Source organism: Allobosea sp. OAE752 (genome assembly GCF_050433265.1).
Lineage (GTDB): Bacteria > Pseudomonadota > Alphaproteobacteria > Rhizobiales > Beijerinckiaceae > Allobosea > Allobosea spartocytisi.
In genome coordinates this window covers 1-14,173 of sequence record NZ_JBNPXO010000008.1, presented here as the reverse complement: position 1 = coordinate 14,173, position 14,173 = coordinate 1, and the positions used below count along the sequence as shown (strand labels likewise).

Here is a 14,173-nt window from a genome sequence, read left to right as displayed (position 1 = left end):
GTGCTCGATAGCTCCATCATTGAACGAATTCGCACGTCCATGCCTTCGGCGGAACTCGCCCTCGCCGACAAAATGGCGCTCGTTCGTGCCGAATACATCGAAACCGACCTCGACGATCGCCTCCGTGCGTCGATCGATGCGGTGCTCCGGACTCTGATCAGCCGCAGAGCGTCCGAGGAAAACAGGCGTCGCAACGAAACGCGCGCGCTTGTTGTCGTTGGCGAGGCCGGGACCGGCAAGACTTCCTCGCTCGATCGCATGTTCCGGACCCACCCGGCGTTAGGAGATTACGGCGCTCTCGCCTCGGAATGCCCGATTGCTCGCGTCGTTGTCCCTGCACCATGCACTATGAAGGCACTTGGCGTCGCCATCCTGCATGCGCTTGGATATCCGCTCTCGCGAGACCTCAGGGAGCACGCAATTTGGACGCGTGTTCATGAGACTCTGCAAACGTCCGGGAAGGTCATCTTGCATCTCGATGAGATGCACAATCTCACCGACAAGGCCAACGCCCTGGAGCTGGATTCTATCAGGAAGGCACTTAAGACGCTCCTAGTATCCTACGATTGGCCCATGGGCCTGGTGATCAGCGGGCTCCCCAGTCTCGTTCCAGCAATGCGTGAAATTGATGAGGTCCGGCGTCGGGGGCGGTTCATTCGCATCCCGCTGTTGTCGATGCCGACGGATTCCGATCTCGTCGATGAAGCGCTCAATCGATGCTGCAAGATCGCGGATATTCGGGTGCCTGATGGCTTCACCGAGTATGCCGGCTCGCGCCTGTCACATGCTGGGCTCCAGCGCTACGGAATAGTTGTAGAGCTCATCCACGAAGCGATCGAAGCGGCTCTGCTTCATAGAGCCGACACCTTGGATATCGCGCATTTCGCGACAGCCTATAACGGTCGCACAGGCTGCGGGGATAGGATGAACCCATTCATCGCACCCGACTGGCCGGATATCGACGCCACTGCCGTATTGGTCGACGAGATGCCCGTCGAACCCGTTTTGCCAGAGGATCCGAAGCCACGGAAGAGGCGCGCGCGGAAGAGCAAGGCCTGAAATGACGCTTTTTCCCTCACTCTCTCATCGCGCCGATGAAACGCCTACCAGCTTGGTTTCCAGGCTGGCTCTACTCCATCGGGCACAGACGGCTCGGACATTCTGCCTGGATATGGACATTGGCTTTCAAGCTCTCGTAGACGGAGAAGCAGAAGCGCTCCACCGGCTCGCTAGCCTGGCCAACCTGTCCATAGGGCCGATCTCGGACGCCGCCATCGTAAGAAAAGACGGCGAATTTTCATTGCGCGGTCAGGGCCTCATCAAGCCGACGCTCCGTCGCGCTCGGGTAGTCGTCTGCCCCTGCTGTCTTGCCAACGATCTCCGCGAAGATCGGAAGCCCTGGATGGTGAGCGGACGTGTCTCATGGTCACTTGATCCGATCAGAACCTGCCGTCACCATCGGGTGGCGCTGACCCAGGTCGCCAACGCAGATACTCCCGGCGCGCTGCACGATTTCGCTCGTCTCGTCGCTCCCACGATCGAGCGGATCGACTGGCTGGGTGACCAAGCAGTCGAACTATCGCCGTCACCGCTGGAGGAATATCTCCTCGACCGGCTCGACGGCCACAACGGCCCAGCATGGTTGGACAATCTGCCCTGGCACGCCGCGGCAAAGGCTTGCGAGATGGTCGGCGCGGTCGTGACCTTCGGGCGAAAGGCGCCGATCAAGACGATGACGGACGAGCACTGGCGGGAGGCCGGCGAAGCGGGCTTCGAGATCGCGGCAAATGGCGTAGCTGGAATCCGCGCATGCCTCGATCAACTCCGGTCGACATATCCCGAAAGCCGCACCGACCCGAGCGGTCCGCAGGCTTGGTTCGGACGCCTTCATAACTGGCTTGCCGCCACCAACGCGCCGGGACTGGACCCTCTGCGCGACATTGTCGTGGACATGGTTGGGGAAAGCTGCCCTGTAAGCCCGGAAGACCGACTGTACGGCCGCCAAATCGTCGAACGACGGCGGCTTCATTCGATCCGGACGGCCGCACTTGAAACACGTCTTCACCCGAAACGACTTCGGCGCATTCTCGCCGCCTGTGGAAAGATTCGAACGGATCATGGTGGCTTGTCCGACGACAGGGTCCTTTTTTCAGCGCCCGACGCGGAGGAGACCCTTCTGAAGGCCAAGCACGCAATCAGCGGACGAGAAGCCGAGACTTACATTAATGCTGGTCGCGTCCATACGAAGTTGCTGACAAGCGAGGGCCTGATCCGGCCATTTGCCAACCCCGGATCGGAAGGCCTTAGAGATGCTGCCTATGATATTCGAGACCTCGACGCGTTTCTTGCCTGCCTGACGGCCAGAGCGGAGATCGTGACAGGACATGCCAAACCGATCTGTCGGATTCCAGAAGCGGCGAAGGGCTCGAACTGCTCGGCTGCAGAAATCGTGCGGGCGATCCTGGGTGGCGATTTGAAGTGGGTTGGACAGATTTCCGGTGAGGCCGGGTACTTATCCATTCTCGTCGATGTAAGCGAAGTCCGAAAACTAGTTCGAGGCGAGCACGGCAATTCGCTTCCACTTTACGTTGTGCAGTCGTCTCTCAAGACGACGTTCGCAGTCGTTGACTCGTTGATCCGGTCGGGAATCTTGCCATCTCAACGTGCGATCAGCCCGATGAACCGGTGCCCCTACACGGCTGTTCAATCCCAGGACCTAGCTGCTTTTCGGGAAAGGTACGGCTCGCTCAATGAGCTAGCGGCTGAAAGGCGTATGCACTTCATCCGCTTCAAAAAAGAAATGACCGCGCGCGGCATCGAGCCCGCATTTGGGAAGCCAACGATCCCGGCTACATTCTATCGACGGGCGGATATACCGAGCAGCTTGTAGGCGGAAACTCGTTCAGCATTGAAGAAAAGCCCGACGTCCCGTCGGGCTTTTTTTACGCGCACTGACAAGTCGTTTCGAGCGCCACCCCGGGTTTGCGGAACAAGATTGATTCAAATGACGGCAATTCGGTCTTACGATCACGAACCGCTTGACAGATATTTCAATGACTTACAGCGATTCGTGCGGTGAACTTCGCGCCTCATCACATTATGAAGTAGAGAGGCATAACCTTGCCTCGATTTTAGAAAAAGTTCCGCAATCAGATTTGCGCCGCCCGGCCATCAAGCCGGGCGGCGCTTTGCTTTTCAGCCGATCAGAACGGGCACTCGGCGTCGCTGGCTTCCAACGGCCGGAACACGGCGCGCCGGCCGGCGTCCGTCAGGCCTGAGCTAAATGTGAGGTCGAAGACGACGAGCTTCATCACTGACTCTTCGAAGAAGCTAAGGCTGAGTTAGCCCGATCCGAACGCAGGGGGGATCGTTCGTGACTTTCGATGACATCGCAATCGCCGAAGCATACCGTTCTCATGTCGATACACAGGCACGAGAGGCTAAAATGTCTGCTTCCGGCGCTCCACGAAGGCCGACAGCCGGATAGCCGGAACTGGCCCTTACCGGACTCTGCAAGCGTCAGGTTTCGGGCGTTCTAGCTCAGAGACCGGGCCGCGCTGTCGGATATGAATCGGTGGTGACGTTATTCATCGCCGTCTCGACACAAGTCATATGAATCCCAAGGTTTGAGAGTAGGCCCCTAGCTGGGACTGAGAGTCGCAGCGCGACATAATTTGGGGGAAGATTCAGTAGTCGCCGCGACGATTTCCGCCCGCCTCTGGCAACGATCCTCAGGATCGGAAGTCAGCCCGCCGCGGCAGCTTCCCGGAAGCGGCTGACGAAATCTTCAAGAGTGGCGCGATCCGTGTCCGAGATCGCCCAATAAGTGAATGCCCCGTCGGCCCAGCGGATCAGGGAAAAGCCGCCGGCGGACCGCTCTGCCCCAGCCGGTATGGAGGCGGTTCTGCCGTCCTGTGGTGCGGCCACGAGGGTGATCAGATGCTCACGGTGCTTGTAGACGAGAGCCGGAACCGGCTTGTCCGCGATCACCTCGACACGGCCGCCCAGGAGCGAAAAGCCCTCCTTTGCGAGGTCGGGCGCCGCGGGCGACAGGCCGATGCGGGCGTCGAGCCAAGGCTTGACCGTATGCCTGTCCGACGAGGCGACATCCACCGGGCTTGCGGCCAGCAGGCTGCGGCGATGGCTGCTGGCGACGGCGGCAGCGAAGCTGTCCGGCGCGTTGCGTGTCATCGCCCATTGGGTCAGCCCGCTCGTCAGAACAGCGGTGACGAGGATCGAGGCCGCCATGGCGCGCCAGCCAAGCCAAGCGGAGGGGGCAGATGCTGGCCGTGCCGCCGCCTGGGGGGCAACGCCCAGCGCAGCGATGCGGGCCTGGAACGCATCGCTGACGTCGGGGCGAGGCAGGTTGCGAACGGCAGTTTGCAGGGCGGCAATGCGAGCGTGCTCGGCCGCGAGCGCCGGATCTTCCACCAGTCGTCGCTCCAGAGCCAAGGTCGTGGCGGCGTCGAGCTCGCCATCGACCAGGGCATGAAGCAGCAACTGAAGGTCCGCAGAATCCGACGGCAATTCCATATTTTTTCTCATCGGCTCCCCCCGAGCTGCGCCGCAAGCAGTGCGCGCGCCCGCGACAGCCTCGACATCACGGTGCCCAGCGGCACATGGAGCATCGCTGCGATCTCCCGGTAGCCGAGGCCGTTGACGTCCCGCAGCACGAGAATTTCGCGAAACGGGTGCGGCAGCAGCGTGATCGCAGTTTCAAGCGCGGCCGCGTCCGCCTTGGCGATCAAGGCCGCCTCCGGCGTTCCGGCATCCGTGTCGGCGTTGGCGGCCAATGCGTCGAGATCGGCGAGGTCGCCGACGGCGACGACGCGGCGCGGGTGATTTCGCGCGAGCCAGGCATAGGAGGCATTGCGCACGATCGTCAGCAGCCAGGCACGCGCATTGCCGCCCGCATAGGTCGCCAGTCCCTTATAGGCCTTCAGGCAAGCCTCCTGCACCACGTCCTCAGCGTCATCGGCATTGCCGGTCAACCAGCGGGCAAGCGCCAGCGCATCGGAGAGATGGGGAAGAACCACCTCGCTGAAGCGCTCCGCCGAGGTCTTGCCGGTCAACACCGCGACATCATCCGCTTCTCCGGGCACAACACATCTCACGGAGTGACGGTGATGGTACCTTGCATATGCGGATGAAGCGCGCAGAAATACGGAAAATCACCCGGTTTCGTGAAGGTGAAGACGTAGGAATCTCCGGTGTCGAGCGCCTTGGACCGGAACGAGCCGTCATTCGCCACGACGACATGGGGAATGTCGTCGTCGTTCTGGAATGTCACAGTCGCCCCAGCCTTCACCGTGAGCAGCTTGGGGGCAAAGGTGAAGTTGTCGATCTTGACGCGCGCGGCATCCGCGGCCCGCAGAGGGGCCTGCGCCATAACGACGATGCCGAGACAGACAAGGGCGCAGGCAAGCGGTCGGGAGCTGACGTTTATGCGGATCATGGGAGGCATCCTTCTATGCGCTGCGCGGTTCAGGGGCCTGCGAGGGTGCTGTCGATGATCGCGAGCTCCTCCTTACCTCGCTTCACCGCGACCTGGGTGATGCCGAGAAGAGAGCGCAACTGGCCGGCCGGCACGGTCATCGGTCCCGGTGATGGCGCGGTGCCGGGTGCGGGCTGCGGGAAAGCGGTCGAAAGGGCCGTGTGGAAAGTGACGTTGCCCTCCACCTTCTGCATGATCTGGTGAATGTGGCCGTTGAGCACGGTAACCGAGCCGAAGCGCTTGAGTAGAGCCAACGCCTGCGCCGCATCGTCGGTGCCCCAGCCCCATTCCGGGTAGACCGCCCAGAGCGGGATATGGGCGAAGACGACGATCGGCGTCGAGGCGCCGACGGCTTTGAGGTCGTCGGCCAACCAAGCGAGCTGGTCTGCACCGAGATTGCCGAGGCCCCCCGCCTTGAGATTGACGACATTGACCAGGCCGATGAAATGCACGCCGTTCTGGTCGAAGGAATACCAGCCGGCGCCCTTGGTGCCCGCGCCGTAGCGGTCGAGATACGCGCGCCCATTGTTCTCGTCGATGATATCGTGCTCTCCGGGCACATAGTGCACGTCGTACCCGGCGCCGCCGATGATCTGCCCGGCTGTATCGAACTGCGCAGCCGTGGACAGATGGGTGATGTCGCCGGTGTGAATCATGAAGGAGGGCTTTTTGGGCAAGGCTCGAACCTTGCCGACGGCTTCCTTCAACGTGTCGATGGCGTGCGGGTTGGCTGCCTTGTCGAAACCGATATGGCTGTCCGAGATCTGCAGGAACGTGAACCCCGTCGCTGTCTCGGCTGCGCTGGCCTCGCCGAGCAGGCCGAGCGACACGGGCACGCCACCCGAAACCGTCCAAAGGACGCCGGTACCCGCCCAGATCATGCACTCGAGGGCGTGCCGGCGGTCGATACGCTCGTCATCGTTACGGTGCTGGGTCATGTCGATCTCCTGCGTCGCCGCCAGTGGCAGATGCTGAGGAGATCGGCAGAGCGGCGGGTTTATTCCCGTCCGTGCCGCATCACATGTTCACAGGGGCGTGATGAAGCCATCTTGCTCTCGGTCGTGTCGTTGCGGCGTTCCGGAGGTCCGTTCCTGGGCACAGCGCCGGTTTCCGCGTTTGAAAACAATGAACTTGGCGCTGGGCTGAATGATCGAGCCTCAGAGCCAGAGCTGCCTCTCGAAGAGATTCTTCTGGCGTTTGCGCGCTGCCGCGGGTTGGCCCCCGCCGCCTGCGTCTGCCCGGTTTTAGCCCTTGGCTGACATCTAGAATGTCCGTTATCAGGCGGTGGGCCATCCGATCCATGGTTGCGACCGCGTGAGCGTTGCCTTGCGATTGGGCTACGGTCCGCGCGAGCATCGACATTAGACTTCTGGTCTCTCAAGAATTCGGCATGCGAATTCGTCAAGCTGCACGGACCATCGCGCGCGGGCTGGCCACATGCTCTTTGAGCACCGTTTCCAAGGAATCGACCTCCTGAAGCCGCACATCGTAGCTCCACAGATCCGCGATAGACTGTAGCACCTGCGCAGCGGCCTTGTCCTGGAGCAGGCAGCCGTTCACGACGCTGTGGCGCAGGAGCAGGCGCCGATCGCCGGCGAGGTCGACATCGACGATCTCAATATTGGGATCGGTCCAGCTGACATCGTATTCGCGGGCGAGCTGGCGCCGAATGCGGCGATAGCCGCGCTCGTCATGGATCGCCGAGATCACCACGCCCTCGGTTTGAGCCGGGTCGTCGCAGAGGCTGAACACCCGCATCTGCCGCATTAAATGCGGGCTGAGGAACTGGCTGATGAAGCTCTCGTCGCGGTAGTTTGCCCAGACGTCGCGCAGGACGGCCATCGCGTCGCCGCTCCCGGCAATCTCCGGAAACCACTCGCGATCCTCCTGCTCGGGCGCGGTGACGATCCTCTCGATGTCCTGCATCATCGCGAAGCCGAGCGCGTAGGGGTTGAAGCCCGGGAATCTCGGATCGTCATAGGCCGGCTGGAACACGACGTTGGAATGCGACCTGAGGAACTCGAGGAAGTTCCCGTCGCTGATTGCCCCGAGCTCATGGAGCCGCGTCATGATGCGGTAGTGGACATAGGTCGCGGTGCCCTCGTTCATCACCTTGGTTTGGCGCTGAGGGTGAAAATACTGCGCGATTTGGCGAACGATCCGCAGGATTTCGCGCTGCCAAGCATGCAGCCGCGGAGCCGATTTTTCTAGGAAATACAGAAGGTTATCCTGCGGCAGGCCGAGCGCGGTGCGCCGTCGCTCGAGACTGATATTGGAGATGCTCTTGCTCGGGCCCGCCGGCACGGTACGCCAGAGGTCGTTGAAGATCTGCTCCTCATGGGCGCGGCGGTCCCGCTCGCGCTGTTCCTCTTGGCGCAGGTCGAGCTTGCTCTTGCCGGGATGGCGGTGGACGCCGTGGGACATCAGGGCATGGGCCGCGTCCAGCGTCCGCTCGACGGCGACCTGACCGTAGCGCTCCTCGCAACGCGCGATATAGCCTTTGGCGAAGTCGAGATAGTCGAGAATACCCTCGGCGTCGGTCCAGGTCTTGAACAGGTAGTTGTTCTTGAAGAAGTGGTTATGGCCGAAGGCGGCATGCGCGATGACGAGCGTCTGCATCGTCGCCGTGTTCTCCTCCATCAGGTAGGAGACGCAGGGCGAACTGTTGATAACGATCTCGTAGGCGAGATCCCTCAGTCCCTTGCGGTACAACGCCTCGTGATGGGCGAAATGTTTGCCGAACGACCAGTGCTTGTAGAACAGCGGCATGCCGGTCGACGAATAGGCGTCGAGCATCTGCTCGGCCGTAATCACCTCGATCTGGTTGGGGTAGACGTCGAGGCCGAGCTCGCCGAGCGCGATCTGCTCGCAGGCGTCGTGGATGCGCTGCAGCGTGGCGAAGTTCCAGTCCGCCCCGTCGAAGAGCCGCTCCATCGGGGCAACGCTCATGACGCGACCCTTTCGCGTCCCTGACCGCGTTGAAAGAGCTCGCGAAAGACCGGGAAGATCTCGCCGCGATGGCCGACCCTGCGGATCGAGAGCGGCGCGCCCTCCGTGCGCAGCTTGTCGTAGAGCTTCCACAAGGCAGATTGGGACGAAGACCCGCGATCGGCGTCGCCGACCTCCAGATAGGCGAAATACTGGCTGACCGGCAGGATCGCCTCCGTCAGCAAGCGCTCGGTGGCCGCCTCGTCTGAATAGGAATTGTCGCCGTCCGACGCCTGAGCCGCGTAAATGTTCCAGTCTTCCGGACGGTAGCGCTTGGCGATCATCGCGCGCATGGTCTCGAGCGCGCTCGAGACCAGCGTTCCGCCGGTCGCGGGGCTGTGGAAGAACGTGTTCTCGTCGACCTCCTCGGCCCGGTCGGTATGGCGGATGAAGACAAGGTCGACATGGCGGTAGCGCTGCGACAGGAAGATGTAGAGCAGCATGTAGAACCGCTTGGCGAGGTCCTTCATGTGCTCCGTCATGGAGCTGGACACATCCATCAGGCAAAACATCACGGCCTGCGCGACCGGCTTCGGCTCGTTCTCGTAGCGGCGGTAGCGGACATCGACGGGGTCGATATAGGGAATGCGCCGCACCTTGGCTTCGAGCGCCTTGACCTTGTCTTCGAGCACCAGGCGCAACCCGTCCTCTTCACAGGCGGCGATCTCCGCCTCCAGCCGCGCGATCGCCTCGGGGTTCGGGCGGCGAAGCGCCATCCGGCGCATCATCGCAAGCCGCGTCGTGCGGTTGACCGCGATATTGGCCGGGGAGCCCGAGACCGAGTAGCCGGCGCGAACGGGGCTTTCATGCTCGGTCTCGGTGAGCCGCCGCTTGGCGAGATCGGGCAGTTCGAGATCGTCGAGGAAGACGTTGAGAAACTCCTCGCGGGTCAGGACGAAGCGGAAGGCGTCCTCGCCTGTTCCCTCGCCGGCCTTGTCGGGCTTGCCGCTGCCGCCTCCTCCCGAGCGCGGCAGCACATCGCCTTCGATGAAGGTCTTGTTGCCGGGCAGCACACGGTCATGCGTGCCCCCGCTCCCCCGACGAAGGCTTGGCTCCTCCATCCCGTCCAGCGGGATGCTGACTTCTCCGCCGTCCAGCACGTCCCGGATATTGCGGCTCTGCAGCGACTGCTTCACCGCCTGTTGTACGACGCCCTTGGCCCGGCGCAGAAAACGCTGACGGTTCTCGAGAGCCTTGCCGCGTGGGTTCAGGCGTCGGTCGACGATGTTCATGATGGCTCCCGCGCCTGGCTCAGCCAGCCTGCTTCACGCGCATGTACCATTCGATCAAACGCCGGACCTGGCGTTCGGTATAACCACGCTCCACCATGCGCGAGACGAACTCGCCATGTTTCTTCTCGCTCTCGCCGTCCTTCTTCGAGCCGAAGGAGATGACCGGCAGCAGGTCCTCAACCTGTGAGAACATCCGCTTCTCGATGACTTCGCGGATCTTCTCATAGCCGGTCCAGGATGGATTCTTGCCGCCATTGCTGGCCCGCGAGCGCAGGCAGAACTTGACGATCTCGTTGCGGAAATCCTTCGGATTGGCGATTCCCGCCGGCTTCTCGATCTTGGTCAGCTCCTGGTTGAGGAGTTCGCGGTCGAGCAACTGGCCGGTGTCGGAATCCTTGAAGTCGACATCCTCGATCCAGGCGTCGGCATAGTCGACATAGCGGTCGAACAGGTTCTGCCCGTAATCCGCATAGGATTCGAGATAGGCTTTCTGAACCTCGTGCCCGATGAACTCCGCATAGCGCGGAGCAAGCTCGGCCTTGATGAATTCGAGATAGCGCTTCTCGGTCTCGTCGGGCAGCTGCTCGCGGCGGATGGCCTGTTCCAGCACATACATCAGATGCACCGGATCGGCGCCGAGCTCGATCGTGTCATGGTTGAAGGTTGCCGCCAGGACCTTGAAGGCAAAGCGCGTCGAGATGCCGTCCATGCCTTCGTCCATGCCGGCGGCGTCACGATATTCCTGGACGCTGCGGGCTTTCGGGTCGGTCTCCCGCAGGCTCTCGCCATCATAGGCGCGCATCTTGGCGAACAAGGTCGAGTTCTCGTGGTTGCGCAGCCGCGAGAGAACCGAGAACCGCGCGAGCATCGAGAGAGTTCCTGGCGCGCAAGGCGCTTTGCTGAGCGCCGAGCCCTCGATCAGCTTCTCATAGATCTTCTGCTCTTCGGTCGGCCGCAGGCAGTAGGGCACCTTGATGACACAGATCCGGTCGATGAAGGCCTCGTTGTTCTTGTTGCTCTTGAAGCTCTGCCACTCCGCCTCGTTGGAGTGGGCGAGGATGACGCCGGAGAAGGGAATGGCGCCGATGTTCTCGGTGCCGATGTAGTTGCCCTCCTGCGTCGCCGTCAGCAGGGGATGCAGCATTTTGATCGGCGCCTTGAACATCTCGACGAATTCGAGAACGCCCTGGTTGGCGCGGTTGAGGCCGCCCGAATAGCTGTAGGCGTCGGGGTCGTTCTGGGAGAAGTTCTCGAGCTTGCGGATATCGACCTTGCCGACGAGCGACGAGATGTCCTGGTTGTTCTCGTCGCCGGGCTCGGTCTTGGCGATGGCGATCTGGCGCAGGCGCGAGGGCTGCAGCTTGACGACCTGGAAGCGGGAAATATCGCCGCCGAACGTCTCGAGCCGCTTCAGGCACCAGGGGCTCATCAGGCCCGTCAATCGTCGCTGCGGAATGCCGTAGCGCTGTTCGAGGATGGGCCCCATCGTCCCGGGATCGAAGAGGTTCAGGGGACTTTCGAAGACCGGGCTGATCTCGTCGCCGGCCTTCAGGACGTAGATGGGGTGGACCTCCATCAAGGACTTGAGCCGTTCGGCGAGGGACGACTTGCCGCCGCCGACCGGGCCGAGCAGATAGAGGATCTGCTTGCGTTCCTCCAGGCCCTGCGCGGCGTGACGGAAGAAGGAGACGATACGCTCGATCGTCTCTTCCATGCCGTAGAAGCCAGCAAAGGCCGGATAGGTCCGGATGGTTCGGTTCAAAAAAATACGGCCAAGGCGAGGATCCTTGGCCGTGTCGATCATCTGAGGCTCGCCAATGGCCGCCAGCAGGCGTTCCGCTGCGTTAGCGTATAGCATCGGATCGCCTCTGCAGGCTTCCAAGTAGTCGGCGATCGGCATGTCCGTTTCGCGGCGCGCCTCGTAGGAGCGAGCGAAAGCGTTGAACAAAGAGTCGTTGTACATGAGCCCTCTGCATATGGTTATGCCGTGGCTCGACGCAGGCATCAGAGAATCGGCTACGCCCATCGTCGAAACACGGCGCACGTCAACTGCGAATCAGCATCTGCTATTGATCGACAGGATGCGCTCAAGCGCGGCTCTCGCAATGTGCAAAAGTGGGCACTCACCGTTTTGTGCGGCGCATCTGCGAACAAATTGTGCTGAACGTCCAAGTGGCGTGGGTGCCTTCGCAGCCCAGCCGAGGCGCCAGCCGCGTGTATTCGTGCGGTGTCCGTCAATGGGATGGAACGCACCGAACGCCTTCAATTTGTGCTGGCCGTAATGTCGGCCGGGCTGTAGCCCTCCATTCAAATGGTCGAATGGTTACGACATTTTTCGTGACCTCACGCTGCCGGAGGTGGGGCGCCTAAGCTTACGACATGGCCGTTCGGCGTTTGTCGTGACAGGCGCGGTGACCATCCGCTCGCACGCGGAAGGCGCGGTGAGCGCCTATACTTATCGGTCCGCACACGCTTGAGCGACGCGTTCAGCAGTCGGGACGTAGCGCATCCCGTCCTTGCCATCGGTGTGGTTGCGGGGAGATATCACGATCGGGTGCAATAAATGCTATTCAGACCGCATAGCCGAAGCCTGCCAGCAAGCCGACGAGATAGGTCCATTCCCATGTCTCGGGCGACGGCCGGATCGCAATGATGATGCCGGCGAAGCCCGCCGCGATGGCAAGCCACTGGGCCGCGTCCACCTCTTCCTTGAAAAGGAACCGCGCCATCAGCGTGAGCAGGAAGGGAGCAACGAACCACAAGGTCAGCGCCGCGGCCAACGGCATGAAATGGATCGCGACATAGAAGAGGCCGACGGCGACGAAGAGCGACGCGCTGCGTGCCAGGAGACGTGTCGAGACCGTGGGCCGGAGCGTTTCAGGGCCGTAACGCCATGCGGCATAAGCGCCGGTTGCGAGACAATGAAAGAAAAACCGGGCCCAGACCACCTGCAGCAGCGGAAGGGACGCGGACATGGACTTCGCCAATGCGTCCGAGACAGGCAGGATCTGAAGCGCCAGGACGAGGAGGAGGATCGCGGACGTCTGCTGGCGGCTCATCATTCATGCCCTCTCTTTCGTGAGGGATGATCCCAAAGGCCCATTGCCAAGCGAAATTCATAATCCCGATGCTGAGATCATCCGCACTTATGCTGGAGGTCCGCTTTTCGGCAGAGAGCGAGAGTCTGCTATTGGAGCAACTCGCCCGGACGAGCGACCGACGATTTTGGCCCGTTGCGGACATTGCGAACGTCCGCTTCGCGGCGGCAAGCTCGACGATCCGCGGTGCGACCCAAAGCACCCGTTGCAAAATCCGCTGCCGTCAGATCATCCCTTGCGCAGGCGATTCAGTCATGGTCCAGCCGCGGAGGCTGGGCGGAAGCGACCTGAGCGCGGGCGACGGCATAGGCTGCGCGCAGGCAAATATCCTCGCGCCAGGGCGCCGCGATGAGCTGAACGCCGATCGGCAATAAGCCCCCGAAGACGGGCACGGCCGCCACCGGCAACCCGACGCAGGAGATCGGCTGCGTGAACAATCCGATATTGCGGTCCCAATCTCGGTTTCGCTGGCCTTTTGCACTCTCTGTACGGCATCGAACAATCGATGGGAGCGCAGGAACGCGCGCTGCGCAGCCCGGTTGGGCGGAGACACGCAACGCCAGATCAGGAGATGATGATGGGTTGGTTTTCCAAGGACATCGCCACGATGGACGATCTCTTCGTCCATACGCTTCGGGACGTCTACTATGCCGAAAATCAGATCAGGAAGTCGCTTCCCGACATGATCGAGAAGGCGACAAGCCCAGAGCTGAAAAGCGGGTTCGAGACGCATCTTCGCCAGACCGACGGCCATATCGATCGTCTGAAGCAGGTCTTCCGGCTGCACGGCGTCGAGGAGAAGGGCATCACCTGCCCCGCAATCGACGGCATCCTGGAGGAGGCGAGCGATATCGCCGGCGACGTGGCCGACAAGCAGGTCCTGGATGCCGCGCTGATCGCCGCTGCCCAAGCCGTCGAGCACTACGAGATCACGCGCTACGGCACCCTCGTCGCCTGGGCTAAGCAACTCGGCCGCGACGATTGCGCTTCCCTGCTGCAGCAGACCCTCGAGGAGGAGGATGCAACCGACCAGAAGCTGTCGAAACTTGCGCTCAGTGGGATCAATCGAAAAGCGGCCTGAGGGATCCTGCTGCAATGACGCCACTGTACGGTCCGTACAGTGGCGGAACGACTTGAGCGCTCGATCGTTTTGAGGCTGATGTCGGAAAGGCACGAATTTTTCTTGCGGAAGCTCAGCCTTGGTATCGAGCTGTCGCCGGAGGACAGGGCAGTGCTCGCCGGGCTTTGCGAGACGCTCGGTAAGACCAGCTATTCGCCGGCGCCCGCCGCCGGCTTGTCGTCCGGCTTCACACGCGGTTTGTCGGCATCGCCAGTATCCTTTTCGGGATCGGGATTGATCG

Annotated in this window: 11 protein-coding genes and 1 pseudogene; 3 read left to right on the top strand and 9 right to left on the bottom strand. The window is 61.8% G+C overall.

What is annotated here, in order from left to right; all coding sequences use genetic code 11:
• Together GGC47_RS19595 and GGC47_RS19590 are read left to right on the top strand one after the other, a co-directional pair.
• On the top strand, positions 1–1,059 hold the full coding sequence (locus GGC47_RS19595) for an ATP-binding protein (protein WP_429068610.1): 1,059 nt from the start codon (positions 1–3) through the stop codon (positions 1,057–1,059).
• Between the two features lies 1 nt (position 1,060).
• Positions 1,061–2,890: a TniQ family protein gene (locus GGC47_RS19590; protein ID WP_429068609.1), complete on the top strand. Its 1,830-nt coding sequence runs from the start codon at positions 1,061–1,063 to the stop codon at positions 2,888–2,890.
• 854 nt (positions 2,891–3,744) lie between these two features.
• Here the strand turns inward: GGC47_RS19590 and GGC47_RS19585 are convergent.
• The 9 genes and pseudogenes from GGC47_RS19585 to GGC47_RS19545 form a co-directional block, all read right to left on the bottom strand.
• Positions 3,745–4,533: an anti-sigma factor family protein gene (locus tag GGC47_RS19585; RefSeq protein WP_429068608.1), complete on the bottom strand. Its 789-nt coding sequence runs from the start codon at positions 4,531–4,533 to the stop codon at positions 3,745–3,747.
• An 8-nt stretch (positions 4,534–4,541) separates the two neighbouring features.
• A complete protein-coding gene (locus GGC47_RS19580) occupies positions 4,542–5,102 on the bottom strand; it encodes a sigma-70 family RNA polymerase sigma factor (protein ID WP_429068607.1) in 561 nt (186 codons plus the stop codon).
• Positions 5,103–5,110: 8 nt separating this feature from the next.
• Entirely contained in the window at positions 5,111–5,455 is a 345-nt protein-coding gene (locus GGC47_RS19575; RefSeq protein WP_429068606.1) for a cupredoxin domain-containing protein, read from the bottom strand.
• A 29-nt stretch (positions 5,456–5,484) separates the two neighbouring features.
• A complete protein-coding gene (locus GGC47_RS19570) occupies positions 5,485–6,432 on the bottom strand; it encodes a metallophosphoesterase family protein (protein WP_142020575.1) in 948 nt (315 codons plus the stop codon).
• Between the two features lie 463 nt (positions 6,433–6,895).
• Complete coding sequence (locus tag GGC47_RS19565; RefSeq protein WP_038368613.1) at positions 6,896–8,443, bottom strand: SpoVR family protein; 1,548 nt, start codon at positions 8,441–8,443, stop codon at positions 6,896–6,898.
• Complete coding sequence (locus tag GGC47_RS19560) at positions 8,440–9,714, bottom strand: YeaH/YhbH family protein (RefSeq protein ID WP_142020574.1); 1,275 nt, start codon at positions 9,712–9,714, stop codon at positions 8,440–8,442. The genes GGC47_RS19565 and GGC47_RS19560 overlap by 4 nt, the downstream gene beginning before the upstream one ends.
• 19 nt (positions 9,715–9,733) lie before the next feature.
• The gene (locus tag GGC47_RS19555) at positions 9,734–11,677 is read right to left on the bottom strand and encodes a PrkA family serine protein kinase (RefSeq protein ID WP_038368617.1); all 1,944 of its coding nucleotides are present in this window, start codon (positions 11,675–11,677) and stop codon (positions 9,734–9,736) included.
• Between the two features lie 607 nt (positions 11,678–12,284).
• Positions 12,285–12,773 carry an EamA family transporter gene (locus tag GGC47_RS19550; RefSeq protein ID WP_429068605.1) on the bottom strand — a complete coding sequence of 163 codons (489 nt, stop codon included), beginning with the start codon at positions 12,771–12,773 and terminating at the stop codon, positions 12,285–12,287.
• Between the two features lie 287 nt (positions 12,774–13,060).
• A pseudogene (locus GGC47_RS19545) lies at positions 13,061–13,258 on the bottom strand (AtzE family amidohydrolase); the annotation flags it as partial.
• A 131-nt stretch (positions 13,259–13,389) separates the two neighbouring features.
• On the opposite strand from GGC47_RS19545, the gene GGC47_RS19540 reads away from it, so the two are divergent.
• Positions 13,390–13,893 (top strand): YciE/YciF ferroxidase family protein, encoded by a 504-nt coding sequence (locus tag GGC47_RS19540; RefSeq protein WP_142020572.1) that lies wholly within the window; start codon positions 13,390–13,392, stop codon positions 13,891–13,893.
• The last annotated feature ends 280 nt before the right edge of the window (positions 13,894–14,173 follow it).

Coding starts and splice junctions, on each gene's coding strand:
- GGC47_RS19570 (WP_142020575.1), bottom strand. CDS start 6,432: ATGACCCAGCACCGTAACGATGACGAGCGTATCGACCGCCGGCACGCC.
- GGC47_RS19555 (WP_038368617.1), bottom strand. CDS start 11,677: ATGTACAACGACTCTTTGTTCAACGCTTTCGCTCGCTCCTACGAGGCG.
- GGC47_RS19565 (WP_038368613.1), bottom strand. CDS start 8,443: ATGAGCGTTGCCCCGATGGAGCGGCTCTTCGACGGGGCGGACTGGAAC.
- GGC47_RS19560 (WP_142020574.1), bottom strand. CDS start 9,714: ATGAACATCGTCGACCGACGCCTGAACCCACGCGGCAAGGCTCTCGAG.
- GGC47_RS19550 (WP_429068605.1), bottom strand. CDS start 12,773: ATGAGCCGCCAGCAGACGTCCGCGATCCTCCTCCTCGTCCTGGCGCTT.
- GGC47_RS19590 (WP_429068609.1), top strand. CDS start 1,061: ATGACGCTTTTTCCCTCACTCTCTCATCGCGCCGATGAAACGCCTACC.
- GGC47_RS19540 (WP_142020572.1), top strand. CDS start 13,390: ATGGGTTGGTTTTCCAAGGACATCGCCACGATGGACGATCTCTTCGTC.
- GGC47_RS19575 (WP_429068606.1), bottom strand. CDS start 5,455: ATGATCCGCATAAACGTCAGCTCCCGACCGCTTGCCTGCGCCCTTGTC.
- GGC47_RS19585 (WP_429068608.1), bottom strand. CDS start 4,533: ATGGAATTGCCGTCGGATTCTGCGGACCTTCAGTTGCTGCTTCATGCC.